A 23,092-nucleotide genomic window follows, 5' to 3' on the forward strand; every position below is an offset into this window, starting at 1 on the left:
CCATGATGCTACTCACCCAAGATCACAGAAAACGCCTGGTCGCCAACGGCCAGAATCGCGGCGATCATGTGCCCGTTGTCAAATTCTTCAATCCGGTTGGCGCAGCCACTTGGCTGCTTTCGGAACTGGATAGCGATGGCGATACCTTGTTCGGTCTGGCCGATCTGGGGTTCGGCTGCGCTGAACTCGGATCAGTCAGCCTGTCCGAGATTGCATCTCTGACCTTACCATTTGGCTTGTCCATCGAGCGCGATCTGCATTTTGAAGCGCGCTTTCCGCTCACCGTTTACGCCGATGCGGCCCGACTGGTCGGGCGCATCACCGAGGATGAAGCGCGGCTTGAAGCCGCCGCTTTGGCCCAAGCCCATGAATAACACCCCCTTCCGCCGCCTTGCCCACCCCTCCGGTCAAGGCGCGGCAGACCCCGCATGGCAATCCCGCCATGCGGACCACCGGCCCCGCTTCCACCGCCACCCCCGTATGCAACGGGAGCGGGGCCAACCACTAGAAACTCACGAAGGAGAATATCAATGCAACTCGAAAATATAGACCTCGCCAAACTCTCGGTGTCACCGGCCAATATGCGAAACGCCAAAAAGCCGCCCGACATTAGCGATATATTGCCCTCGGTGCGGGTGCGCGGCGTTCTTGTGCCGCTCTTGGTTCGTCCCAACGGCAGCGCCGATAGTTTTGAGATTGTTGCGGGACGGCGGCGCTATCATGCTGCAACCACCGTGGCCGAAGAAGGCGGCAGCGATGGACCGCTCCCCTGCGCGATACTCGAAGAAGGCGACGATGCCGCCGCTTTGGAAGCGTCACTCATTGAAAACCTTGTTCGCGAAAATCCCGACGAGGTTACGCAGTGGGAGCAGTTTACGCAATTGGTTAAGAAGGGCCGAAAGGCCAGCGAGATTGCCGATACATTCGGGATGGATGAAAAGACCGTGGGGCGCATTCTTGCTCTTGGCAATCTGTTGCCGCCCATTCGTAACGCCTATCGCCGTGAAGAAATTGATGCCGCCACCGTGCGCCACCTGACCTTGGCCAGCAAGGCGCAGCAAAAGGCATGGCTGGCTTTGTTCAAAGATGAAGAAGCCTATGCGCCGCGCGGGAGCCAGCTCAAGGCATGGCTGTTTGGCGGCGCGTCGATTTCCACGTCCGCTGCGATCTTTGATATGGCGGAGTTCAAGGGGCAGGTTGTGTCTGACCTGTTTGCCGAAGATGGCTATTTTGCCGATGCCGACCAGTTTTGGGAAGCGCAGACAGCCGCCATCGAGACGAAGAAAGCGGCATATCTGGAGGATGGCTGGAGCGATGTGCAGGTCATCCCGCAAGACAGCTATTTCCAGACGTGGGACCATGAAAAGACCACCAAGCGCAAAGGAGGCCGCGTCTATATTGATGTCAGCGCCAAGGGCGAGGTGACGTTCCACGAAGGCTATCTGACCGCCAAGGAAGCGCGGGTGCGGGAAACCGGACAGACGGACAGCAAAGCGGATAAACCAGCGCGTCCCGAAATTACCGGACCAATGGCGGAATATGTCGATCTGCACCGCCACGCTGCTGTCCGCTGTGAACTCGCCGCCAGCCCTTACGTCGCGCTGCGCGTCATGGTGGCCCATGCGATTTGCGGTTCGCCATTGTGGAATGTGAAAGCGCAGGAGCAGCGCAGCCGCAAGGAAGCTATCACCGAAAGCATCGAAACCAGTGTGGCGGAAGCGCGTTTTGACGAGCGCCGCCGTGCGGTGCTGGCGGTGCTTGGCTTTGACGCCGACGAACCCACCGTTACGCTCGGCCACGAGACGCGCAACGGTATGAGCGGCTTGTTGCTTCGCCTGCTCGATGTGCCCGATGCTGTCGTGATGGAGATATTGGGTGTGGTCATGGCCGAAACGTTGGCCGCTGGCAGCGAACTGGTCGAAACCTTGGGCGTCCATCTTGATGTCGAGATGGTGGATTACTGGACAGCCGATGAAGCGTTCTTTGATTTTGTCCGTGACCGTGAAGTCTTGACCGCGCTTTTGGGCGAAGTTGGCGGGGCCAGCATTGCTGCTGCGAACGCCAGCGAAAAGACCAAGACAGTGAAGGGGATTATCAGTGACCATCTGACCGGCGAGAATGGCCGCGCAAAACAGGAAGCGTGGGTTCCGCGCTGGATGGCGTTTCCGCCATCGGCCTACACCGAGCGCGGCGGTGTCGGAACGGTGGCCGCTGCTGAAAGAGCCAAGTGGCTGATGGAAGAGGACGAGCCATCCGAGCCGGAACCGCAGGATGCCGACGAAACTGCGTCCACAACAGGCGAGGCCGAACGCATTGCGGCTTGAAGCATAGGCGGGCGGCTTTGCAGTCGCCCGCTCCAAAATCACCGTAAAGCCCCGACCGGCAGAGCCGGTTGGGGCAGCGTTATGGGTGCAGTCGTCGTTGGGCGGGGCTGCGCTTTATCTGTTGGTGGAAGCGCCATCGCCTCCAACGAACAGGCTGGCAGTATTGGCGCGCTATGAGCGTCCCGATGGCCGAAATGGTCGCGGCTTTGCTGTGGTCATTGGCAGTTAGCCCGATTGGCCATTTCCATCGTAGCCTAGCGCATCCGTGTGCTTTCATGTGTTCGGTTTGTGTCAGCATGGGGGAAACGCTCCGTTCCGCAAACAGACCACGCCACATCGACCGGAGTCTATGAGCCAGACATTGAACGCAGTCAGATATTGGCCAAATCTCCTTGGCATTATTGGCCAGCCGCACTCATTTACGTCCTCGTCAATGGCTTTGATTGGCAGGGGACGGCTGCGCCTCTTGCCCCTAGCTGCAACGGTGCAGCCCAAAGTTTCTTCCCCTGCGCTACGCGCATTCCTCGCGGGAACAAGAAACCCCGGTCTGCACCGTCCTCCACTTCGTTTCGGCCCACCACCCATTCGGCAAGCCGAATGGGACCCTGAGTGCGTGCATCGGTTCAAGCCCCTGCCTGAAATCAGCCATCGAGGCCGCGAATGAGCGCGGGTTCGACCAAACCAAGGAGAAGTATCATGGCAAATATCGGAACATTCAAAAAGTCAGGCAACGACTATCGCGGCGAAATCGTCACCGTGATGTTGCAGAAGAAGAACGTCACCATCGTCGCCGAAGAACCAAGCGAGAATGAAAACGCACCGACCCACCGGGTGTTCGTGGCAAAGGCAGAAATCGGAGCAGCCTGGGCAAAGACCAGCAAGGAAGATCGCGACTATCTTTCGATCAAACTCGACGATCCCAGCTTCAACGCTCCAATCTTCGCCAGCCTGTTTGCCGATGAAGATGGCAAGACACACAACCTCATCTGGTCACGCGCCCGCACATCGAACGGCAACTGATCTAAACGCTTACGCCCCGACCGGCTCTGCCGGTTGGGGCTTTGTGACGTTAGCGCAGACTTTAGAAATTCTGCTATTACGTCTCCAATAGGTTCATCACAAAGCGCCGTTAATCGCTCAGGGATTCGGTAGTTCACCGGTTCGGGTCATTGCGATCGTGCGCGCTGCGAAGTGACTTTGAACTCCAGTTAAGTTGCGCACCTTTTCAATGTAACGTGAATATGCTTGGTTTGTCTGCTTGATACGCCCAACATGCCGAAAATTGGGCACCGAACCTGTCCAGACAATTTCGCTTTCTTTGCAGGTCGCTTTTACTTGAATTTGAACCGCATAGGCAATGGCCCAACTTCCTAATTTGAAGCGGTCGATGTATAGCATCTCATGCACATCACCATCTGAAGGTCCATCCATCGGTTCAGTCGTGAACGTCAAAGCGCTCAATGATGCTGGATCGCCGATCATGGCGTCAAGAACTTCAAGTGGTTGACACGCCTGAGCTATGTCATCGTTACGTAGCTTAAAATTTGGCGAAGCTGTTTTTCGTAATATGGTCTCTGCGATAGAGCTTAAGCGGGCGGGATACTGCCAACGCTGCGCAAAGCCTTCCTGATGTAGCGAAATGCTCCCCGAAAGGAATTGAGGCATTTTCTTTGGTTGGATTTCTATTTTAAGCGTTCGTTCGCCGAGCGCCGCCATGAACCCGTAAAAAGAGGACCATTCCGACGCGCTCGCCTTAACTTTAGAAATCTTCTTAGTATCTGTCTTAAACGTTAGAGTTACTAATGGACGCCCGGATCCAGAAAAATCAGCATAGAGTACCAGATCGAAAAGATCTGCGCGAACGAGCAGTTTCAAGTGATTCTCAGGTAAAAGTGAATCTGGAACTCCAAATATTTTCGCTCTAAATAGGAGCGGAGCTTCAAAACCGTCATCTTCGACTAGTATGTTGCAAGTGTCCCTTGGCGAAGGTGAGATATGCATGGTGCCTAAATCGGGAGTAAAATCGGTATCTGGCAGTTCGATGTCGAACCTTTTCTCAGTTGCGCTGATGTTAGTTACTTCAATTGGACGAAGTCCTAAAAAGGCGTCAATCAAATGTTCGGCGTTCTCACCTTTGAAGGTTGTGTGCAAAAATTTACCTCCAGTTTCGTAACCTAGATTACTCAACTGCTTCTGTTTGAGGTCCGCGCATTCAACCGTTGACGGCCCGACGCTCGTTTCAATCCAGGATCGCAGGCTCGCGCCATCGGCACTGAGCGGAATAAACCACTTTTTCAATGAAACTGTAATAAAGACTTCGTTGGGCTTTTTTCCGTCGGCGCGAGCTTGGCGGAGCTTTTTCAGCACCATAGCTAAGAAGTCGCCGTCCAGATGGACTATCAAAGCATCCCTAAACGTGAGGTCATCATTAGCGCGCAAAACATAAATAAACGCAGGCTCGTTTTTCTTCGCAATATGCTCGACTGATGAGAGCCGCAGTTTAATCGAAGATGAAGACGTCCAGACCGTCTTGAGTTGAACAAGGCAAGAAAGTGGGGCTGGACGATTGTCAAAAGCTTTTGAGTTTTTTGGATGCGGCCAATCGAGAATAAAGTCCCACCCTTTTCGGTCCCATGTAGCGGCGTTGGGTGTCAAATCAGCATCAATGCAAAGCTCGGGAAACCGGCTTTCGCCCTTTTTACCCAACTGGTCTGAATTTAGTTTTCTATTCTTCATTCTCCCTATTTACGAACTGCTCTTCAATTTTGAAACCAATAACTAGTTCGAAGAGCGGCTGTTAACGCCAACACCTTCAGCGGCTGCGGTCGCACCGTCGCCGAGATCGCCAAATGAAAGCGCGCGACCGCCAGCCGCCAGCACGAAATCGTGCGGCGATCCTCTGCCCGTATGAGAAGCCCCGCTTCACAGGAGCACTCAAAAACCTAACCCCCGAGCGCATCAAAAGCGGCCTTCATCTTTGATAAAGATTGCCGCTTTTGATGCGCTTTTCTTAGGGGGTTTTAGGGTATTTGTCTTAATTGCAGGATATGCCTAGCGGCGCGTATTGTATTACAATGCCCGTGTTTCACGAGGCAATTTCATGGCGACAAATACCGATCCGAAACCTGCGATGCTGAGCATTAGGCTAGATGCTGGAGCGCTATCTGCGCTCGACAGCTTTGCAGTGGGGCGGGGCGGTCGAAGCGCGATCTTGCGGCAAATGATTGAACAGGTGTTGGAGGAGAATAGTGGCCGCCCTCTGTTAGAACGCCGCGAAGGAATAGCGCATAATCGTGTCTCGCTACGCTTCACCGATGCCGAGATTTCGGTAATCGAATACCGTGCATCACAGCGCTCGACCAATCGGTCAGGCTGGATCAAGGCACTGGTGCGCCGTCACCTTGCTTTGAAATCTCGCGTCGATGATGGCCTGCTTAACGAGCTTGCTCCGATCAGAATGCAATTGCTCCGCATTGGCCGCAATCTCAATCAGGCAATGAAGGCTGCCAATCTGAGAATGATGGATGACGGCGACAAGAAAATCGAAAACGACCTTCGACGGATTGCCGACATGCGGATGGATATTGCCGAACAGATCGCAGCCGTCGGTGATGCCATGCATGGCGATGTAAGCTACTGGAAGGTTGCTGACTAATGGGTCTGGAATCGGCTTTATGGGAAGCGACGCGGCCCGCATACCGGGTGCGCTATATTCATGATCCGAACGGCTCACTTCATATCCCACTTTATGGAAGTTACGGTGCTGCCACTGGCAAGACAGCCAGGGCGAAGCTCGCGCGGATTGTACGGGGTGCGCCAGAAGTGTTGGTCAAGGTTACTGGCCGCCAGCGCGGTGGTAGCCATGTAAAAGCCCATCTCGACTATATCGGGCGCAAAGGGATCGTCGACATTGAAAGCCGCGATGGAGAGATCCTGACCTCAAAGGATGATGTTGCCGAGCGTGCAGCAGAGTGGAGCGACACGCTGCAATGGCGGTCGCGGCCAACCGTATCATCGGTGTCATTGGTATTTTCGATGCCAGCAGGAACCGACCCCGAAAAGGTGTTGGGAGCTGTCCGTGCGCTTGCCCACAGTGAGCTGAGCGACAATCATGATTATGTCCTAGCATTGCACACAGATACCCCGCGTCCGCATGTCCATCTGACTGTGCAGGCCGAGGGCCTGGATCGCATTAGATTTAATCCGCGTCCTGCTCAGCTTAGCCGATTTCGTGAGCGATTTGCCCATGAACTGCGAGCGCGCGGTGTTGCCGCCGAAGCAACGCCAAGACGGGCGCGGGGTCGCGGAATTGCCGGGTCGAGTATAGCGCTCGTCAAATTGCGCGCCCGATTGGCAAGCGGGGCGAGCCCGGCAATGACAGATGCAGACCGGCGCACTAACGAACAGGCGGTTGCTGTTGCACGCGGCCAATCAGATCTTCCACCGTTTATCGCCAAAGGGAAAACGCGCTGGCAGAAGATACGCGATGCTTATGGGCAAGCTGCTGCTGCGCTCGGAGCAACCGGAAAATCCGAGGACCAGACGCTAGCAGAGGATGTTCGCAAATTCCTTGATAAGCATCCCGATATGAATGCCACGCCGGAAATTTTTGCCGCGCATCATGCTCGAAATCTGGGCATTGAGCGTAAGAAACCAGAACAGTCGCGTGAGCCTTCACCCAAACGATTTTAACGCGTTCTGCCGTCTTTTTTCATTGTCTGATCTTGGGTGATTTCACGCACGCGCTGTGCTTGTTGAGCTCGCACTTGAATGGCTGCGATACTATCTCCGCTGGCGATGCGCCGCGCAATATCCTGACGTTTCGCTTCAACTTCCTTTGATGCTTTTGCCGGATCATCAGGATATTTTGCTCGTGTGATCGAGATGGTTTGGGCGACAAGGCTCTGGGCGCGTCTTAGCTCTGGGTCACGCGCGTTTTCCTCATGAGACTGTTTTAAGAAGCGATCAGAAAGGGTTTTGAATGTTATTGTTTCATTCGCGGCTTCTGATGATTTGCTATTCGGCTTTTTGCCTTCACGCCGCTTCTCGCGCTCCGCAATACGTGCTTGTAATCGCTCAGCTTCGGCACGAACAATTTTGGACGGTTTGTAATTTTCGACCGTCAGCCCTTGCGCTGCAGCGGCAAGGAATGCGGCTTTCTTAAATTTGTCCCCGCCGTTGATCCTTACAGAAGTCCATCCATTAGCTTTGGCAATCCGCAATATGTCAGGCAGGGCATCAATGTTACTGGTTTTGAGGCGGTCAGGTTCCAATCGAACCAGCGGCCTTTTATCATCCGAAGTTCTGTAAATCTTATTGCCGACCCGCAGGAATCTTCCTGACAGATCATCGGTGATCGTGGGTTTTTCTGCCTTTCGCTTTGGCTTCTTCGGCGTGGATTTATCGAGCGTTGATTTGGATTGGCCGGTTTTCGATCTAGCAGCATGGCCGCTTTCTGACGAGGAGTTACCTTCGAGTTTATCAGCCATTTTCGTCTCCCTCCTCAATAATTCCTCTTACTTCGCCATCGCGAATGAGCGTCATCGTATCAGCCAAGAAACTGGGATTATCCCTCGTCATAATATCTTCCTGTTTCATTGGACGTGTCTCGTGCCCGGCTGCTTCCGCTTCGGTCATCTCACGGAACGGTGCCGTGACCTCGGTCCTTCGCACCTGTTTGGGCGTGAGAGGGACTATCGGCGGAGGAAAGGCGCGGCGTTTGAAGAAGCGGCTACTGAAATAGGCGATCTTCGAGCCGATGATTGGCGGGATGCCGCCGCGCAGCAAAATCAGCTTATCGGCTGAAAATTGCATCAGCTCTTGCGGTAGCATCAAGGCGCGGCGTTGCTCTGAAATAGATTTTGACCGATTGGCAAGTAATCCGTTGATGGTGAGCGACTTGGTAACGCTGTCCTGTCCCACATAGCCAATGCGCTCCGATAGATCGTTGGCGACGCGCAGTTCCTTTGGCGTAAACGCCACTTCGACGCCGCAATTGGCGACGATTTCATCGGCGACATGCTCGCCGTAAACACCACGCAGTTGCGAACGCGATTGTATGACCGGAAGGAGCCTGATCCCGTAACCTGCGACATAGGAAAAGGCGCTCGCAATCACCGATGCGCGGCCAAGCCGCGCAAATTCATCTAGGATGACCAGCACTGGTATCGGTGTGGCCTCACCCGGTAGTTCTCGCACGTTGAGGTCAATAAGCTGCTGGAACAGAAGGTTGTAGAGCGGAGCTATGCGGTCCAGTTCATCGGGCGACACGCCGAGATATATTGAAATAGGTTTTTTCCGAAGCTGGCGAAGATCAAAGTCGCTTGCGGCGGTTGCGGCATCAACCAAGGGATTGAGCCACAGGCCGAGGACGTTTGTGATCGTTTTCTTGACGTCAGCAAAGCTATTGTCGGAACCACCAGCAAAATCGGCCAGCGCCGTGCGGCATCCGACGGATAGCTTCAGACTGGGATTGTTCAGTTCCTTTTGGAAAAAGCCCCGCGCATCGCCTTGGTTCAAGTGGCGATAGATTGCGCCCATCGTTAGAGGCTCGTCGCTGGTTTCGGCGATCCATGCACCGACCCCCGCAAATCCGGTCCGTGCGCCGTTAGCCCAGAAGGCTTCGCCGTGGTCAGGCGCTACAAACAGCATTGTCGCGATCTTTTGCAATTCGATAATTACATCATCGGGATCATCGCGGTTGATGTAGGCCAGCGGGTTGTAGCGGGCAGTGCGGCCTTCGCGGTCGGACGGGTTGAACAGATAAACGTCCTGACCATAATGGGCGCGAAACCCAGCGCTGGCGTCGTAATTTTCGCGTTTCACATCGAGGACGACAACTGAGCCTTGCCATGTCAGCAGGTTGGGAATGACAATACCGGTGCCTTTACCCGAGCGGGTTGGAGCTTCGACGATGACATGCTCGCTCCCTCCGAAGGTCAGGAAGCGACCACCTTTACGGCCGAGGACGATTCCCGCACTGCTGCGAAAGCCGTGGCGCTTGACCTCGCTTTCACGGGCGAAGCGCGCAGCTCCATGCAGCGGCGCACCTCGCGCCCAAAGGGCATAGATTAGGCCAATCAGGAGCAAGCCCCCGCCGATCAAACCACCCGCCATCGCCCGCACAACTTGCGGATCGCCGCGATAATACCAGATGAATTGCGGTACTTTGAGCGGATCATAGGCTTTGACGGGCAGACCTAGAATAAGCCACCCAATCATGCTCGCAATGGCGAGTGCAATGAGCAGCCCGAACGGGATTCCGATTAGTAATCTTAACGCCCCGCCGTCAGGCGGCGTGCCTGCCTTCTGGGTCATAATAGATCTCCGTTACCCGAAATTTGCCGTCAGTCTTTTTGATTTGCACGACGCAATCCACGAGCATTTTTAGCAATGCCCGAATATCATCGCGCGCAAGATCGGAGCCTCCTTCGCTTTCCTTGACCAGCAAAGTCAGCTGCTCGAAGGCCAGTTCGGCGGAATCGGCATGGATGGTGGTGATCGATCCTGGATGCCCTGAATTGACGTTGCGCAGGTAAAAGAACGCCGTCCCATCCCGCAGTTCCTGAAGCAAGATGCGATCAGGGCGCATCCTGAGCGCGCTTTCCAGCAAATGCTTGGCAGTAACATTGGCGGTGCCTTGCCCGTCCTTCGCATAGAGCATGTGCACGACATTCTTTTGGGGAACGATCAATTCGCGCGTGTCTTCGATGGTTAGGAGCCGTTCTTCAGAAGGGATTAGTTGGATCAATCCTTTGGAAAATGTGGTTTTGCCAGAGCCGGTTGCGCCCGAGATGAGAATGTTCAGCTTTGCTTTGACCGCAGCATCGAAGAATTCGACATGATGACCTGCGCGCAGCAGTGTGAGTAAGTCTAACTCATGCTGGCTGACCTTTTTTTCAGCAATCCGAGTGTCCTTGAACAAGCCCGCTGCCTCGAAATCATCCAGTGTCATGGACACGCTTGATGGTTTGCGAATGGTGATTGAGACCGTTTCATCGGGGACAACCGGCGGGACAATGATTTGCACCCGCTCACCGCTTGGAAAGATGGTTGAAACTATCGGATTTTCGCGAGTAATATCCTGCGCTGTATAAGCCGCTGCAGCAGTTGCCAGCGCCATCAGCGTCTTGAAATCGAGCGATGGCTCATTTTCCCATGTCCAGCGTCCGCCCCGCTCAATGCCGACCTCACCGGGAAGATTGATAACCAGTTCGGTGACGCTCGGATCATCCAGATATTTAGCTAATGGCTGGGTCACGCTATCCAGAACAGCGGTGTTTTTACCCGGCGCGGCCATTATTTAAGCGCAAGGCCGTAAACGGTCGAGAAATCGAAGTCCTGTGCGACGGTTATTCCAACATCCTCACCCTGATTTTTGCGCAGGACCGGCTTGATGTCGCCATTCTGCTGCAAGACGGTGGAGGCTGCGTCAGATGGAACACGGGTTGTGTTCGAACCATTGTTGCCGACCGCTTCTGCTCCAACGGTCGCTGCATCCTCGACGAGACTGAAAAGCAAAGCGGTGCCAAATCGTTTCCAGAAAAAATTCTCGACTTTACCATCTACACCGCCGCGACCAAGTGCGTCGGTTGCCGGCGAACCAACATCAATCGCGATACCGCGCGGTGTCACTGCGCGCGTCCAGAGGACAAACAAGCGGTATTGACCCCGATTGAGGCCGCCTTGATATTCGCCAAATATTTTCGTGCCTTTTTCCAAAAGAACGACCCGGCCATTGTCGGAATATACATTGCGCGGAACAATACAGCTCACATAGCCGGGCTGACTGGAATCCATCGCGGTCTGCAACACGCAAGGGATAAAACTTCCCGCTGTAATTAGGAAATTCCGGTCGGGAAGCGGGCGTGCCTGAGCTTGCCCGATCACCGACGCGCGCCGGAGCGTATCAAGGTTGGTGGATTGCCGTGGCGAAGCTTCTCCGGGGCTTGCTCCATTTCCCGCCGCGCCATAGTTGGCTGCACTGCCTCCACCGGCGCGTTCGCCGCCATAGGCAATCAGCGTGGATCGGCGTGCAGCTTCGCGCAGCGCCTCAGCTGGGGATTGCTGACGCTGTTGCACTGTAGCTGGTGCTTGGCCTTGCGAATATTGTGGTTGCTGACCAATGGCAGGAACAACCGGTTCCCCCAATGGAATAGGCGCATTGGGGTCGGTTTCTGCTTCTGCGAGCGTTGGTGCAATGACCATTGCTGGATCATAGTCTGCGGCTTCGAGAGCCGGTTTTGGTTTTACGGGCGGCAATTCTGAATTGCCGGTCAGTCCGGTTCCAAGTGCCAGCACCGTAAACATAAGCGCCCCAGCGGCGGCGGCAAAGCCGATCATCTTTTTCGGGTCCATCGTTGTGCCGGGGATAGAGGGCATTTTGCTGCCGCGTTCGCCCGCTGGGCTGCGGTCAATTTCGTCTGGGTCAGGGGTTTGATCGACTTTAGCGCGTTCAGCGGCTCCGACGTCATTGGCTGTATCGGCCATCACCGTGTCTCCCCGTCATCTGTGCGATCGACAATGCTTGACGCCGTGCCAGTCTTGGGATCGCGCCCATAAAAATTCGGGGCTTCATTGAAAATGCACAGCACCTTCTTGCCGCGCCTCAAACGAAGCTGCGCGAACACACCGTGGACAACCACAAATTCATCGCGAACATCAAACGGAACGATACTTTCGCTACCGTCGGGATTAATTGCGAATATAGCTGGAAGTTCGCGCTGGTTCGGAAAACGCAGAGCGGTAAATTGCCCATTGTCAGTAATTTCGGAAGGTTGGATTTCCGATGATCCTTGCACGCTATATTTTAGATTGCGAGTGCCTTCGAGAACACCAAGATCAAGCGCCGAACGGATTGCTCCGGATTGGAGCGCTACCGCCTGAGTATATGCTGCCTGCGTTGCAGCAGCTTGCGCCGCTGCTGCCTCTTCGCGCGGATAGCGGAAGGCTACCTTAAAGAAGGTATCCGGTGTTCGTTCTCGAATGGCTCCCCTGCGTGCGCTCAGCTCGAAAGTATAGGTGCGGCTACCTGCATTTGAGCGGGTTATGACAATAAGGTTAGTCGGCCCTGCACGCTCGCGAGGTTTGATGAACAGCGAGTTTTCAGCCGGGGCAACTTCCCAGGATATCGTGTCGCCGAGCGCAACATGCTCGACCCGTTCGCCCAGAGAAAATACGATCTGCGTTGCCGACCGAAAAACTCCAACAATACGGAAGACCTGATTTTCGTCATAGATGACTTCGCGGATTCGGTTGTCTTGCGCCGTTGGCTGAGGGGTTTCACCAGCCATTATTGGCGATCCGCTAAACAGCAGCGCCAATAGGGTGAAGTTTCTTAGATTTTTCATGGTGTGACCTCCAGATCAGCGCGGTAGGTTTGCACTTCCAGCCCCAGCGGATTTTTGAACCGTTGCTGTTCGGTAGTTGGCGTGTCCGTGGTGTCGTAGGTCACGGTTGCGATGGCCTGCGTGTCAGTGACGCGCGACCCTTGCTGGAGCGATTTGGTGAAGCGTATTTGCGCTACGTTCTTGGACACGAATGTGACCGATTTAACCGCGATGAATACCGTATCGAGATCGGTAAAGACGTTCTGCGGTGAGCTTGCATTGTCTTTGCTATAGAAGGCGGTCCAGCGTGCCTGTTCCTCGCGTGACGACATTGCCAGCACGCCCTCAAAAAACTCTTTACGTGCTTGCGGTATCCAGCCCTCGCGGTTGCGGACGTAATCGGCGAGAAAATATTTGGCGACCGCCTCATTATAGGTGATCTGTTTATCGCCAGTCATTTGCGAGGTAATTTCGCTCGCGCCGGTCGCCTTATCGACGGTGATGACATAGGGCGCGACGGTCTTAAGCGGCGTCAGCATTGCAACAGCGGCAACGCCGGTAATCGCAAGCCCGCTTGCAATTGCTGCTACCATCCAGGCGAACCGCTTTGAACGACTTGCTGCAACAAAGCGGTCGCGGTCCCAGCTTGCGCTTTCCGCAAAATAGGCTTTGAGATCATCTCTATCGGTGACGCCGCCAGCCATCGCTCAGCAACTTTGATGCGCGCGCTTTGACTGCGCGCTGCTGATAGGTGGGACTATGGGTTGGGTTTTGGTGCCGGGCCTTGTTGCGGGTTTTGGGAGCATGGATGATTTGCTCGGGAATACTTCAACACCTTCACGTTTCGGTTCTTCGCCCGGTTCACTACCAGACGGCTGCCCTGCAGGCGTTGACGTGCCAGTCTCGGGATCGACGGTCGGCAATATCGAGCCGTATGGGTTGGCTGGCCTGCGCTTCTTACCGTCGCACTTGGAAAGCTTGGGCGACTTTGGTGCAGCTACAATAGGGCTGGCAGGTATCGAGATTGCCAGGGCGGCAATCAGAGCCATGATTTGTTTACGCATAATTTGCTCCTCAATTTGTTCCGCGACTGACCGAACCTGATGTCCGCATTCTTGCGATGCCGCGCGCGAAACCGCGTTCGATGGCGCGGCTTGTTGCCTGCGCACCGGTTGCTCCGCGTCCGACAACGAATCCGCCTGCTGCTGCGATTGCCGAGGCAAACTGGTTCGCGAGGGCGGGACCGCCGCCGCCTAGGGATGCTGCCAGCATCGGAATTTGCAGGAAAAAGAAAAAACCGAGCGCGTAGAAGGCCAAAGCCTTGATTGCGGCCATGCCTATTTCGTCATTTTCAGAAATTGTGGCGATTATCGCTTCGCCGGTCTGGGTCAGAAAGAGCGTCAGCACGAGCGCGAAGACGATTAGCATCAAATAATTGATGCACGCGCCGAGCCATGCGAAGAAATAGCCGCGCGTGGACTCGAACAGCAAAGCTGCAACAAAGAGCGGCCCGACTACTGCAAGCAACGCCAGAGCAAACAGGCCAAAAGCGCTGATAACAAAGCCGATGGCGGCACAAAGCAGGGTAGCTACGATCACCATAACTATCAGAAACCCTGAAAAGACAGCGTAGCCGATATCAGGAAGCGTGCCTTGGGTTTCCTGATAATTGGCTCCGATCTTGCGCATAGTGTTGGCAGTTTCAAAGCCAGTGCCTGCCAGCTTGTCATAAAAGCCGCCAAGGCCGCCCACATCTGCACCGCCAAGAGCCGTTGCGAATTGGCTCGGCAGGCCGCCAAGCGCAAACATGCCTATTTGTGTTCCGTAAAGCGATGTGACGGCAAAATAGAGAAACGCGAGCTGGCAGCCGCGATAGGCATATTCACGGAATGGATATTGCACAGCGCCGCGCATGATCGCGTAACCCAGCAGCGAAATATAAATCACGATGCCGATGCGCAGCGCAGGCGATACAATGCCGATTATAGCAGCATATTTGCCAACGATCGCGCCCAAGGCGGTATTAAGCGCCTCAAACATCGTGGTAAAAACATGATCGCTGAAATCCATATCGGCACTGAGTCCTTTTGGTTTGTTACTATCTGGTCAGCTGGAGCTGTGATTTGGCGAATGCCGCTGCGCGGCAGTTGGTCGTGACCACCGCAGGCTGTGCGCTCGCCGGGGCATTCGAACCTGCCCACCGGCGGCAAATTTCTTGCATCGGACCAATCTCGGCAGGGTGGGCAGTGTAATATTTCCAACTTCTGGCTGGCATATCGCTGTCCGTCCCGTCCGAAGTCTCAGACACGCCGCACCCCGCGAGCAATAGCAGGATCGTCAGGGGTGCAGCCCGCATGGTCATTGTCCCCGGTAGTAGCGGCTTGCTTCATCAAGCTTTTGTGCCAAGGCAGCTTGGCCCTCGGCAGCGCGAGCGCGTTCCTGTGCTTGTTGCTGCAAAGCGATGGCCTGCAAGCGCAGCTGGTCATTTTGCATGGCGGCAGATTCCAGTTGCAACCGCGCGGTCAGATCAGCAACTTCCTTGGCTGTGGATGCGGTCGCCAAACGTGTGCGCAGTTGGTCGAGCCCTTGAGCCCGCGAAGTAACGGCGGAGCCGACATTTTCTGCGAGGCCAGCATTGATGCCAATGTTGCGCGCATTGAGATCAAAGGCCGCGCGCGACTGCTCCGAGCCTGCAAGGCCAAGTCGGTCCAGAAGTCCGCGATAGACTTCATCGGCCTTCGCGCGTCCTGCGCCAACAACATTAAGATCGCCATTTCCGAACCCTTCGAGCGAAGCGTTTGATGTATCAAGCTCGCGCAGTGCATCGGTTTTGAGCTGCTGGGCTAATGCCGGAATATCGGTGAGCTTGTTCAAATCCTCATAGAGCCTTTGCGCTTCGGCAATCTGCTCTTTGCCTTGCTTCACCATTTCCAAGGTTTGCCGAACGGTGTTGATCTGTTGGATCAGGCCGGCGCTGTCATGGACGGGCATACCTTGGGCAAATGCGGGCAAGGGGGCTGCGAAAAGCAGCGTGGCACTTAGTATCTGTGTCAATTTCTTCATCGTCTTACCTTTCTTCATGGTTCAGCGTCGTTGTTGGATTCAGCTGGGACGCCTCCGGCTATGGAAGAGGGGAAGCCAAGCGGCAGGGTCGCTTCCTACCTCGGCTATGATTTCATCGACTTGGGCTGTGGTTTCGGCGCGGCCCGACAGGACCGCCAGCGCGTCATCGAGACCGCTCAAATCAAGCTCGACCACCACGCTGTCATGGCCCTGCTTGACCAGAAACTTATGACTTTCAGGCGAGAGGTCTTCGCGCACGAGCTTGAATTCGGCCTCTGACAGGGCGAATCCATCCACATAATCACGCCGCGCACCAAACGGATTGGGCAGCATGATCTTGGTGGCGACCTGTTCGAGAATCGAATGGCTTATGTCGCTTTTAAGCGCGTCTGCTGGTGACTGTGTGGCGAACACCATAAGGGCGTTACGCTTCCGATAAGTTTTTAGGCCGTCCTGGGCGAAGCGCCGGAAGGCTTCATCGCCCAGCGCCTTCCAGAATTCGTCAATGCAGATAATCATCCGCTCGCCGTTCAGAAGCTGGTCGATCCGGTGGAAGAGATACAGCATGACGGGTGTGCGGATATCGGCGTTGTCGAGGAAGTCGGTCATATCGAAACCGATGAACCGCGCATCTAGTGTCATGCTGTCATCGGGATTGTCGAACACCCAGCCTAGCGAGCCTTCCGACGTCCATTTTTCCAGTCGTGCGCCAACGCCGCTTGCATCCTTCATGCCGAGCATTGAGCGCAGCGCGCTTAGCGAACGGTCTGCTACGGGCAGCTTCATGACCGCATTTATGCCGTCCTCAATACGTCGTTCTTCCTGTACCGAGATAGGCTTGCCGTCAGCGCGGACCAATTGGCGAATGAATAGCGAGAGAAAGCTCTTATCCGGGGCGCAGTCAGTCAGTGCTTTCAGCGGGGAGAAGCCGGTGGCGATGCCATTATGCAATGCGAGATAAGTTCCGCCGCTTGCCTGCACGAAGATTTGCGCGCCGCGATCCTTATCGATGAATATCTGCCGTGCGCCGGTCTTTTCCGCTTGTGCCATCAGAAAGTTAAGCAGCACAGTCTTGCCGCCGCCAGAGGGGCCAATGATCAGCGTATGACCCAAATCGCCTTTATGGAAATTGAAGAAATAGGGGCTGCGCGCGCTGGTCTTGAGAAGCGCAATGGCTTCTTCCCAATGATTTCCGCTCGCTTGTCCGGCAGGGAAAGTATGAAAGGGCGAGAAGGCGGCGAAATTTAGCGATGTGATAGGCGCGGGCCGGGCGCGCCACGCGAAATTGCCGACAAGCTGCGACCAATAGGCTGCTTCAAGCGCAGCGCCCTCGCGCGCCGCCACCATGCCTGTATCGGCAAGCGCCGCTCGCGCCACAGACATATGATCGCGCAAGGCGCGCATACTTGTCCCATAAACGGCAAGCGTGAAATGGTGATCGCCCAAAACAAAGCGATTTGACATCAGATCGTCGCTTGCATCAATTAACGCATCGGCCTGGCTGACCGCCCGGTCGCCTGAATTTTCCATTTGTGTCATACGCAGCCGGAATTTCTCGGTTGCTGCCGCCCGCCCAAGGAAGGTGAAACTCTGCGTCAGTACGAACCCGAAATCGACTGACAGTAAAGCTTCGAACTGGCGCGGGGTGGTTTGCGCGGGGTATTCGCGGATTCCGAAAATGCCGCCAAAGGCAGATGTGTCAGCACCGCGAACCTCGATGGTTTCCGCGCCAAAAATCGTGCGCGCGCGATACAGTGCGCCGCCCAGATGGCCGCGCACGACGGGAACGCGGACGTGCCGTCCGGTCATCACCATGTCGGCGACTTCCATAGTTTCGGAAAACATCAAGTCGCGATGTGCATATATCCCGCAGCGGCGCGGCTGACAGCGTGCCATGAGCTTTTCAAAGTCGCGAGCCTTGTCGTCGAGCAATTCGACCAATGCCTCGTCAATCAGCGGACCTTTTTCAGCTTGCGTGGAAACCTTGCGTTTGAAGATCTGGATGATCTTGTCGCTTCCAGTCGCAGCAGGGCGAATGACAAGGCTGACGAAGAAGCGGTTGATGAACATCCGTTCCCGGTTGATGCGGCTAAAATAGGCGCGGTCGAGATCAGCAGCAAAGCCCGATTTGAAAGCGCCGCCTGGATATTGATCCACGCGCATCCTGATAAGATGGGTCCACACCGACAACCGCTCATCATGCAGGTTTCTAAGCAATCCATTTAACTTCGTATGCCAGTCGTTGAGATCACGTACATCGGACGTCTCGAAGGCGCGTCCCTGTAATTCAAAGGTCAACATGATATCGCCGGAATCGAGCGCCACCATTTCTTCGTTTATATGGCGCGCATAGGGTAAGAATTTTTCAGGCGTTGCTTCGCGCTGCGCTATTTTTAATGCCACAGAAGTATTGGAGGCGAGCAATCTACCCATGACGACCAAAGCCTTTGCGGCGTAAGCCTATAAGCGGCAGCGGTGAGTAGCTGCTGCCGCCCCAAAACGCTCGGTTTCGGTTGCCCGCTTTCGTCCGGCCCCAAAGGAACAGTAGGCGAAACGCATTGACATCATGCCGCACGATCAGCCGCGAAATTGAATAACCAAAAGCCGCGATCAATGCGGCATAGACTGGGCTGTTGCTTTGAATCAGTACCGATGCGCTGGCGATTAACAGTAACACCGCCGCTTCAATTGGAATCCCCGCCCAGAGCGCCGGGCGCGTAACCGCCAGGAACAGCGTGTTTTTTGTCAGACTTTCGGTTTGCTCGTTCATCGCCGTCAGCCTGCAATGAGACCGACGATGGAATCCGCCGAGAAGACTATGGCGATACCAATAATGACCGTCACCAGAACTGCGGTCGAGGCGCGGCCTGTAAACCAGAGTAGGCCGGTTACAATTACGGCGATGACTGCCAGTGTTCGAAGGAGGGTCGATGATAAAAGCCCGCGCACGTTGCTAGCAAAACTCTCTAGGTTTTGTGCATAGGCTGGATCGGGGAGCGCGAGCGAAATGAACATCGCAGACAAGAGGGCTATGCTCCAGAACACCTTACGTTGGCGCTTGTTTTGAAGCTGGTTAGATTTCGCTGCACGGGATGAGCGCCACAGGTTAGCGCGGCGTGCCAGATTTAGGATGATGCTCATATGCTGCCCCTTTCATTATTTGCGAGAGCTTTGGTTTCGCGTTCGTAAGCCGCACGCTCAAAGAGGTTCCAACGCGGGGGCGGTGCAGGGCGAGGCGGCGCCTGCTGCGCCGCATTTTCTGCGACAATGATTGTCCGCAGATCGCCGCTTGTTTCAGTGATTGGCTGAGATGGCTTGGCGGTATTGGCTACGTATCTATCGGCGGTTCCGGCATTGCCGACGACTTTGGCAACGTAACCGTTACGAAATCCACGCGATTGGCTTCCTGTATTATACATTGAGAGGGCAATACGAAGGGCGCTTTGTGGGTCGCGCCCCGCTTTTACCGAATTATAATTCTGGGTAAGAACGCGGCCTAATGCTGCAATGTTGGTGCAGGGGTCGAACACCGTTTCCCATGTGAGACCAAGCCAGCGCATATTGCGGGAATTGATCTGGCCAAGGCCCAGATCGACTGAATAACCTGCTGCAACATAGCGTTTAGCTGTGGCAGCAGCTGCTGCAGCGCTGGCCTGGCGGCGCGGTTGCCGTCCTCCGTTGACGTTGAGGGCGAAGACATGGCCGCGGCTCTCAGTATGAACAATCGCGACAACCGTTTCCGGCGCTACCGACGGAGCACATTGAAGTGCCAGTGATACAATAGTTGCAGTAGAGTATGCCATTATTCGGCGCACTCCAGGTTTCTGCCTATTACATCAAATCTTGTGGTGCTTTGCATTGCGCCTCACTCCCGATTTACATTTCTCCTCCAAATTATAGATGCTGATTTATTTGTTCAGCCATAGATTCAGGAAGGCGTTACAGCCGTTTCGACTTGCCAATCGAAACCCATAACGGGCTTTGACCTTCAATTTTGACCTTGCGGACTAGCTGCTTGTCGCTGGGTGTGTTCGCTCTAAGCCCGATTTCTAGCTCAAACTTAGGATAAAAAAGGCAAAATCGAACATTTGCCTTCGTAATCTCAAGGCCTCGCCGGTGTCATCCAGCTAGAGGTGAAATATGAATCGAAGCCGCTATGTAACCCGGCCAATTGATGCAACTGATCGAGCTATAATTGCCGCATTGGTCGGCAATGGCCGAATGACAGTTCGGGAGCTCGCAGAGCAAATTGGAATGTCCAGTCCAAGTGTTACCGAGCGCATTCACAAGCTTGAAGATGCAGGCGCGATCAGCAGCTATACTATCAATGTAGATCCCACCGTATTTGGACTGGGTGTCACTGCACATGTGCGATTGTGCGCTTTGCCGGGAGAGGCAAAGAGAGTGGCGCAGATGCTGATCGACACTCCGGAAATAGTTGAAGCGGATCATGTTACTGGCGAAGACTGCTTTGTGGCAAAAGCCGTGGTTCATGATGTGCAGGAATTGGAAACCGTTATGGACCGCTTCTTGACATTCTCCTCGGTCGATACCGCAATCATTCAATCATCGACAGTGACTAAGCGCCTTCCAAAATTATAAAATTGCTTGTTTTTAGATGTGTGAGTGAGCTCCACGCTCAATCGCTCAGGACAATGGTCGAGGTGCCAATGTTTCGATTATCTTGCAATCTCCCACTGTGCCATGTTGGCAAGCGCTGATTACGCGGTCTAACTCTGAGCGAAGCGTGGTCAGGTCGTCGATTTTCTGGTCAATTTTGGCAAGATGCCGGCTCGCAATATCATCAACGGCTTCACAGGATTGCTCTTTATCGTCCGACAGGGTGAGCAATTCCGACAGAGCTTTTAATGTGAACCCGAGATCACGGGCGCGGCGAATAAATGATAGTCTCGCCAGATGGTCGCTTCCATAGTCGCGATAGTTGGCGGTGGTCCTCGCCGCTCGCGGCAAGAGGCCAATTTTCTCGTAATAGCGGACGGTTTCCACCTTCGTTCCCGTGGCTTTTGCCAATGCTCCAATTTTCATCGCTTGACCCTATAGTTACTACAGGGTGCATAACTAACTGCGAATCGAAATAAGTCTAGGAAAAACAATGTCTGACAATTGCTGTGCCGACGCCACCGGGGCTGGAGATGCGCTTAACGATAAGCGTTGGCGGCGTATCCTTTGGATTGCCCTCATCCTCAATGCCGCGATGTTTTTCATCGAAATGGGTGCTGGCGTTCAAGCGGACTCGCGCGCGCTCCAAGCTGATGCGCTCGATTTTTTCGGTGACGCTGCCAATTATGCGATCAGTCTTGGCGTGGCCGGTATGGCGCTGGCTTGGCGATCTCGGGCGGCCATGTTCAAGGGAATAACAATATTGCTGTTCGGTCTATTTGTAATGGGATCTGCATTATGGGCCTTTGCAAATGGCACGGCCCCGGTAGCAGAAACGATGGGCATCGTCGGAACCTTGGCGCTGCTAGTCAATGTGGGTGTGGCGTTTATGCTCTATCGCTACCGGACAGGTGACGCGAATATGCGCTCCGTTTGGTTATGTTCGCGCAACGACGCCATCAGCAACGTCGCCGTCATTGCTGCTGCTTTGGGCGTGGCTGGCACAGACAGTGCGTGGCCCGATCTCGGTGTGGCTGCAATCATGGCAGGTTTGGCAATTACCAGCGGGATTCAGATAATTTGGCAGGCGCGCGATGAATTGAAATCAGGCGCGGAACCAAGCGTTTCGGTGGGAGAAGCCTGATGGTTGACGCTATCCCGCTTATTGCATTGGTCGTGATCTTCATTGCATCCTTGTGGCGCGGTCGTTCTGTATCGCGGTCAAGCGGAGACAATGCTTGGGCATTCGGATCAGCCAAAGGCAGGCAGAGATTAGCGGGTGCTGCCTTTGCAATCAGCATCGTCATTCTGGCTTTTGCTGCTGCCGAAGCGGCGCTAAGGTCAGAAAGCGCCTACGCACTGATTGGCGCGCTAATCTCCATTGCGGGCGGAGCGATTGTCATTGTCGCGCAAATCCAGATGGGCCGTGCATGGCGGGTTGGTGTTCGTGAGGGCGATGCTCCGCTTTTCGTCCAGCATGGGCTTTTCCGCTTCAGCCGCAATCCAATATTTGTAGGAATGATGCTGATTGGGCTTGGTATCGCCGTGACTGCAAATAGCTGGTGGGCCTGGGCGGCGTTGCTAGCATTTGTTCTTACTTGCCGCGAGCAAGTAAGGATTGAAGAGGCGCATCTAAACGATAGCTTTGGAGTAGCATATATCAGTTTCAAGAATGATGTTCCGCGCTGGATTGGAATTCCAAAATGACCGCGGAATTTTGGTCAACACTCCTCTTTTCTGTATCGCTGGTCTCAGTAAGCATCATTCTGATCTTGTCGCTCTTTGCCACAATGCGAGAAGGTTTTCAGTTTTGGCCGCCACCGGAACGGAAAAGCTGGCAGCATCGCAGTTTCCTGATTTTGTTTAGGTGTTTCGTTTATCCGCTTATCGTTTTGTCTGCGTTGGAGTTTGATATTGGCCACTCAGCGATGCGCTATGCCGCCATTGTGATCGGTATTGTTTTACTTTTTGCCGGTTTTGGTCTGGCAATTCGGATTACACTGCAAATGGGTTGGCGTAATGCCTTTGGGGAAAAGCGCGGACTGGTAACAGACGGGTATTTCTCCAGAAGCCGCAACCCGGTTTATGTCGCTACTTGGCTCGGGCTTATCGGTTGGTCGGTGGTCGCAAATTCTGTTCTGGTTTCGATACTTCTTGGGTTTTGGGCCGCACTCTACCTGTTTGCGCCGCTTTTCGAGGAACCCTGGCTTGAAAAAATGTATGGCGATGAATTCCGCGAATACACACTTCGCGTGCGCAGGTTTCTGTGAAAATGGCACATGCAATCCGCCTGTTTTTGCCGCCGTCCACTAAACACGAAAGGGGCCAGGCGGCTTTCGTGTTGCCGTTCCAAAATTCGACTGCTATCTGCTTTAATATGCTCAGTAGATTTGCATCTTTGCTTGTTATATTTGCACTGTTGTTTGGAACAGTCATTTTACCGTCGGTAGCGCATGCTGCTGCGCCGGAGCATAGTGAAGAATCGTTTGAACGGCACGAGCATGACGCAGGTGCTAATTCCGACAAGCAAGACGATGAAGGCGATCAGCCATGTCATACTGTCACGCATCATCATTGCAGTTTTGCTTTAAGGGTAGAGTCCAATGCTGTAAATTCGCAGCTGTCGGCCAAGGGAAGCAAAACCCGTCCTGTGTCCTCCGTCGCCAAGCCTTCTTGGTCGCAGGCTCCGCCAACCCAACCTCCTTCAGCCTGAACCCTCGATTTTGCAGGGCGCTATAGCTGCGCCTCGCCAATTTG

26 protein-coding genes are annotated in these 23,092 nt (G+C 54.5%); 10 read left to right on the top strand and 16 right to left on the bottom strand.

Features of this window, described 5'->3' with window-relative positions; genetic code table 11:
• Window positions 1–2 precede the first annotated feature (2 nt).
• The 3 genes from HKD42_RS04025 to HKD42_RS04035 all read left to right on the top strand — a co-directional run bounded on the left by HKD42_RS04025 (window position 3) and on the right by HKD42_RS04035 (window position 3,344).
• Window positions 3–374, top strand: a complete 372-nt coding sequence (locus HKD42_RS04025) for a DUF2958 domain-containing protein (protein ID WP_170010519.1) — start codon at window positions 3–5, stop codon at window positions 372–374.
• Window positions 375–530: 156 nt separating this feature from the next.
• Entirely contained in the window at window positions 531–2,324 is a 1,794-nt protein-coding gene (locus HKD42_RS04030; RefSeq protein ID WP_170010521.1) for a ParB/RepB/Spo0J family partition protein, read from the top strand.
• Between the two features lie 696 nt (window positions 2,325–3,020).
• Window positions 3,021–3,344: a DUF736 domain-containing protein gene (locus HKD42_RS04035; protein WP_170010523.1), complete on the top strand. Its 324-nt coding sequence runs from the start codon at window positions 3,021–3,023 to the stop codon at window positions 3,342–3,344.
• Between the two features lie 117 nt (window positions 3,345–3,461).
• On the opposite strand, the gene HKD42_RS04040 is transcribed toward HKD42_RS04035, so the two are convergent.
• Window positions 3,462–5,060 carry a hypothetical protein gene (locus HKD42_RS04040; RefSeq protein WP_170010525.1) on the bottom strand — a complete coding sequence of 533 codons (1,599 nt, stop codon included), beginning with the start codon at window positions 5,058–5,060 and terminating at the stop codon, window positions 3,462–3,464.
• A 364-nt stretch (window positions 5,061–5,424) separates the two neighbouring features.
• On the opposite strand from HKD42_RS04040, the gene HKD42_RS04045 reads away from it, so the two are divergent.
• Both HKD42_RS04045 and HKD42_RS04050 read left to right on the top strand, forming a co-directional pair.
• Window positions 5,425–5,979, top strand: coding sequence for a hypothetical protein (locus tag HKD42_RS04045; RefSeq protein WP_246236722.1), 555 nt, complete (start codon window positions 5,425–5,427; stop codon window positions 5,977–5,979).
• Window positions 5,979–7,016: a relaxase/mobilization nuclease domain-containing protein gene (locus HKD42_RS04050; protein ID WP_170010528.1), complete on the top strand. Its 1,038-nt coding sequence runs from the start codon at window positions 5,979–5,981 to the stop codon at window positions 7,014–7,016. Before HKD42_RS04045 ends, HKD42_RS04050 begins: the two co-directional genes overlap by 1 nt.
• Here the strand turns inward: HKD42_RS04050 and HKD42_RS04055 are convergent.
• From HKD42_RS04055 to HKD42_RS04120, 14 genes are read right to left on the bottom strand one after another with little or no spacing between them, the layout of a single operon-like run.
• The gene (locus HKD42_RS04055; RefSeq protein WP_170010530.1) at window positions 7,013–7,813 is read right to left on the bottom strand and encodes an LPD7 domain-containing protein; all 801 of its coding nucleotides are present in this window, start codon (window positions 7,811–7,813) and stop codon (window positions 7,013–7,015) included. The two genes, HKD42_RS04050 and HKD42_RS04055, sit on opposite strands and share 4 nt — an antisense overlap.
• Window positions 7,806–9,641: a type IV secretory system conjugative DNA transfer family protein gene (locus HKD42_RS04060; protein ID WP_170010532.1), complete on the bottom strand. Its 1,836-nt coding sequence runs from the start codon at window positions 9,639–9,641 to the stop codon at window positions 7,806–7,808. The genes HKD42_RS04055 and HKD42_RS04060 overlap by 8 nt, the downstream gene beginning before the upstream one ends.
• Entirely contained in the window at window positions 9,613–10,623 is a 1,011-nt protein-coding gene (gene virB11 / locus HKD42_RS04065) for a P-type DNA transfer ATPase VirB11 (RefSeq protein ID WP_170010534.1), read from the bottom strand. Before virB11 ends, HKD42_RS04060 begins: the two co-directional genes overlap by 29 nt.
• Window positions 10,623–11,813 (bottom strand): type IV secretion system protein VirB10, encoded by a 1,191-nt coding sequence (virB10, locus tag HKD42_RS04070; RefSeq protein WP_170010536.1) that lies wholly within the window; start codon window positions 11,811–11,813, stop codon window positions 10,623–10,625. Before virB10 ends, virB11 begins: the two co-directional genes overlap by 1 nt.
• Window positions 11,813–12,673: a P-type conjugative transfer protein VirB9 gene (gene virB9 / locus HKD42_RS04075; RefSeq protein WP_170010538.1), complete on the bottom strand. Its 861-nt coding sequence runs from the start codon at window positions 12,671–12,673 to the stop codon at window positions 11,813–11,815. Before virB9 ends, virB10 begins: the two co-directional genes overlap by 1 nt.
• Entirely contained in the window at window positions 12,670–13,356 is a 687-nt protein-coding gene (locus HKD42_RS04080) for a VirB8 family type IV secretion system protein (protein ID WP_170010540.1), read from the bottom strand. Before HKD42_RS04080 ends, virB9 begins: the two co-directional genes overlap by 4 nt.
• A gap of 3 nt (window positions 13,357–13,359) precedes the next feature.
• Window positions 13,360–13,716 carry a hypothetical protein gene (locus tag HKD42_RS04085; protein WP_170010542.1) on the bottom strand — a complete coding sequence of 119 codons (357 nt, stop codon included), beginning with the start codon at window positions 13,714–13,716 and terminating at the stop codon, window positions 13,360–13,362.
• 10 nt (window positions 13,717–13,726) lie between these two features.
• Window positions 13,727–14,722: a TrbL/VirB6 family protein gene (locus HKD42_RS04090; RefSeq protein ID WP_170010544.1), complete on the bottom strand. Its 996-nt coding sequence runs from the start codon at window positions 14,720–14,722 to the stop codon at window positions 13,727–13,729.
• A 28-nt stretch (window positions 14,723–14,750) separates the two neighbouring features.
• Complete coding sequence (locus HKD42_RS04095) at window positions 14,751–15,008, bottom strand: hypothetical protein (RefSeq protein ID WP_170010546.1); 258 nt, start codon at window positions 15,006–15,008, stop codon at window positions 14,751–14,753.
• A gap of 2 nt (window positions 15,009–15,010) precedes the next feature.
• A complete protein-coding gene (locus HKD42_RS04100) occupies window positions 15,011–15,715 on the bottom strand; it encodes a type IV secretion system protein (RefSeq protein ID WP_170010548.1) in 705 nt (234 codons plus the stop codon).
• A gap of 39 nt (window positions 15,716–15,754) precedes the next feature.
• Window positions 15,755–18,148, bottom strand: coding sequence for a VirB4 family type IV secretion/conjugal transfer ATPase (locus HKD42_RS04105; RefSeq protein ID WP_170010550.1), 2,394 nt, complete (start codon window positions 18,146–18,148; stop codon window positions 15,755–15,757).
• Window positions 18,141–18,485, bottom strand: a complete 345-nt coding sequence (locus HKD42_RS04110) for a VirB3 family type IV secretion system protein (protein ID WP_170010552.1) — start codon at window positions 18,483–18,485, stop codon at window positions 18,141–18,143. The genes HKD42_RS04105 and HKD42_RS04110 overlap by 8 nt, the downstream gene beginning before the upstream one ends.
• Window positions 18,486–18,490: 5 nt before the next feature.
• Window positions 18,491–18,856, bottom strand: coding sequence for a TrbC/VirB2 family protein (locus HKD42_RS04115; RefSeq protein ID WP_170010554.1), 366 nt, complete (start codon window positions 18,854–18,856; stop codon window positions 18,491–18,493).
• The gene (locus HKD42_RS04120) at window positions 18,853–19,518 is read right to left on the bottom strand and encodes a lytic transglycosylase domain-containing protein (protein ID WP_170010556.1); all 666 of its coding nucleotides are present in this window, start codon (window positions 19,516–19,518) and stop codon (window positions 18,853–18,855) included. The genes HKD42_RS04115 and HKD42_RS04120 overlap by 4 nt, the downstream gene beginning before the upstream one ends.
• A 337-nt stretch (window positions 19,519–19,855) precedes the next feature.
• On the opposite strand from HKD42_RS04120, the gene HKD42_RS04125 reads away from it, so the two are divergent.
• Window positions 19,856–20,317 (top strand): Lrp/AsnC family transcriptional regulator, encoded by a 462-nt coding sequence (locus HKD42_RS04125; RefSeq protein WP_170010558.1) that lies wholly within the window; start codon window positions 19,856–19,858, stop codon window positions 20,315–20,317.
• A gap of 45 nt (window positions 20,318–20,362) precedes the next feature.
• Here HKD42_RS04125 and HKD42_RS04130 read toward each other — a convergent pair whose 3' ends face one another.
• Window positions 20,363–20,761, bottom strand: coding sequence for a MerR family transcriptional regulator (locus HKD42_RS04130; RefSeq protein ID WP_170010560.1), 399 nt, complete (start codon window positions 20,759–20,761; stop codon window positions 20,363–20,365).
• Window positions 20,762–20,828: 67 nt separating this feature from the next.
• Here HKD42_RS04130 and HKD42_RS04135 point away from each other — a divergent pair, with 67 nt between their 5' ends.
• Genes HKD42_RS04135 through HKD42_RS04150 form a run of 4 tightly spaced genes read left to right on the top strand, consistent with a single transcriptional unit; the run spans window position 20,829 to window position 23,048 of the window.
• Window positions 20,829–21,479, top strand: a complete 651-nt coding sequence (locus tag HKD42_RS04135; RefSeq protein ID WP_170010562.1) for a cation efflux transmembrane domain-containing protein — start codon at window positions 20,829–20,831, stop codon at window positions 21,477–21,479.
• Window positions 21,479–22,042 carry a methyltransferase family protein gene (locus tag HKD42_RS04140; protein WP_170010564.1) on the top strand — a complete coding sequence of 188 codons (564 nt, stop codon included), beginning with the start codon at window positions 21,479–21,481 and terminating at the stop codon, window positions 22,040–22,042. The genes HKD42_RS04135 and HKD42_RS04140 overlap by 1 nt, the downstream gene beginning before the upstream one ends.
• Complete coding sequence (locus HKD42_RS04145; RefSeq protein WP_170010566.1) at window positions 22,039–22,605, top strand: methyltransferase family protein; 567 nt, start codon at window positions 22,039–22,041, stop codon at window positions 22,603–22,605. Before HKD42_RS04140 ends, HKD42_RS04145 begins: the two co-directional genes overlap by 4 nt.
• Window positions 22,602–23,048, top strand: a complete 447-nt coding sequence (locus tag HKD42_RS04150) for a hypothetical protein (protein ID WP_170010568.1) — start codon at window positions 22,602–22,604, stop codon at window positions 23,046–23,048. The genes HKD42_RS04145 and HKD42_RS04150 overlap by 4 nt, the downstream gene beginning before the upstream one ends.
• Window positions 23,049–23,092 lie beyond the last annotated feature (44 nt).

The organism is Pontixanthobacter rizhaonensis (genome assembly GCF_012972675.1).
Classification (GTDB): Bacteria; Pseudomonadota; Alphaproteobacteria; order Sphingomonadales; family Sphingomonadaceae; genus Pontixanthobacter; species Pontixanthobacter rizhaonensis.

Coding starts and splice junctions, on each gene's coding strand:
- HKD42_RS04025 (WP_170010519.1), top strand. CDS start 3: ATGATGCTACTCACCCAAGATCACAGAAAACGCCTGGTCGCCAACGGC.
- HKD42_RS04030 (WP_170010521.1), top strand. CDS start 531: ATGCAACTCGAAAATATAGACCTCGCCAAACTCTCGGTGTCACCGGCC.
- HKD42_RS04035 (WP_170010523.1), top strand. CDS start 3,021: ATGGCAAATATCGGAACATTCAAAAAGTCAGGCAACGACTATCGCGGC.
- HKD42_RS04040 (WP_170010525.1), bottom strand. CDS start 5,060: ATGAAGAATAGAAAACTAAATTCAGACCAGTTGGGTAAAAAGGGCGAA.
- HKD42_RS04045 (WP_246236722.1), top strand. CDS start 5,425: ATGGCGACAAATACCGATCCGAAACCTGCGATGCTGAGCATTAGGCTA.
- HKD42_RS04050 (WP_170010528.1), top strand. CDS start 5,979: ATGGGTCTGGAATCGGCTTTATGGGAAGCGACGCGGCCCGCATACCGG.
- HKD42_RS04055 (WP_170010530.1), bottom strand. CDS start 7,813: ATGGCTGATAAACTCGAAGGTAACTCCTCGTCAGAAAGCGGCCATGCT.
- HKD42_RS04060 (WP_170010532.1), bottom strand. CDS start 9,641: ATGACCCAGAAGGCAGGCACGCCGCCTGACGGCGGGGCGTTAAGATTA.
- virB11 (WP_170010534.1), bottom strand. CDS start 10,623: ATGGCCGCGCCGGGTAAAAACACCGCTGTTCTGGATAGCGTGACCCAG.
- virB10 (WP_170010536.1), bottom strand. CDS start 11,813: ATGGCCGATACAGCCAATGACGTCGGAGCCGCTGAACGCGCTAAAGTC.
- virB9 (WP_170010538.1), bottom strand. CDS start 12,673: ATGAAAAATCTAAGAAACTTCACCCTATTGGCGCTGCTGTTTAGCGGA.
- HKD42_RS04080 (WP_170010540.1), bottom strand. CDS start 13,356: ATGGCTGGCGGCGTCACCGATAGAGATGATCTCAAAGCCTATTTTGCG.
- HKD42_RS04085 (WP_170010542.1), bottom strand. CDS start 13,716: ATGCGTAAACAAATCATGGCTCTGATTGCCGCCCTGGCAATCTCGATA.
- HKD42_RS04090 (WP_170010544.1), bottom strand. CDS start 14,722: ATGGATTTCAGCGATCATGTTTTTACCACGATGTTTGAGGCGCTTAAT.
- HKD42_RS04095 (WP_170010546.1), bottom strand. CDS start 15,008: ATGCGGGCTGCACCCCTGACGATCCTGCTATTGCTCGCGGGGTGCGGC.
- HKD42_RS04100 (WP_170010548.1), bottom strand. CDS start 15,715: ATGAAGAAATTGACACAGATACTAAGTGCCACGCTGCTTTTCGCAGCC.
- HKD42_RS04105 (WP_170010550.1), bottom strand. CDS start 18,148: ATGGGTAGATTGCTCGCCTCCAATACTTCTGTGGCATTAAAAATAGCG.
- HKD42_RS04110 (WP_170010552.1), bottom strand. CDS start 18,485: ATGAACGAGCAAACCGAAAGTCTGACAAAAAACACGCTGTTCCTGGCG.
- HKD42_RS04115 (WP_170010554.1), bottom strand. CDS start 18,856: ATGAGCATCATCCTAAATCTGGCACGCCGCGCTAACCTGTGGCGCTCA.
- HKD42_RS04120 (WP_170010556.1), bottom strand. CDS start 19,518: ATGGCATACTCTACTGCAACTATTGTATCACTGGCACTTCAATGTGCT.
- HKD42_RS04125 (WP_170010558.1), top strand. CDS start 19,856: ATGAATCGAAGCCGCTATGTAACCCGGCCAATTGATGCAACTGATCGA.
- HKD42_RS04130 (WP_170010560.1), bottom strand. CDS start 20,761: ATGAAAATTGGAGCATTGGCAAAAGCCACGGGAACGAAGGTGGAAACC.
- HKD42_RS04135 (WP_170010562.1), top strand. CDS start 20,829: ATGTCTGACAATTGCTGTGCCGACGCCACCGGGGCTGGAGATGCGCTT.
- HKD42_RS04140 (WP_170010564.1), top strand. CDS start 21,479: ATGGTTGACGCTATCCCGCTTATTGCATTGGTCGTGATCTTCATTGCA.
- HKD42_RS04145 (WP_170010566.1), top strand. CDS start 22,039: ATGACCGCGGAATTTTGGTCAACACTCCTCTTTTCTGTATCGCTGGTC.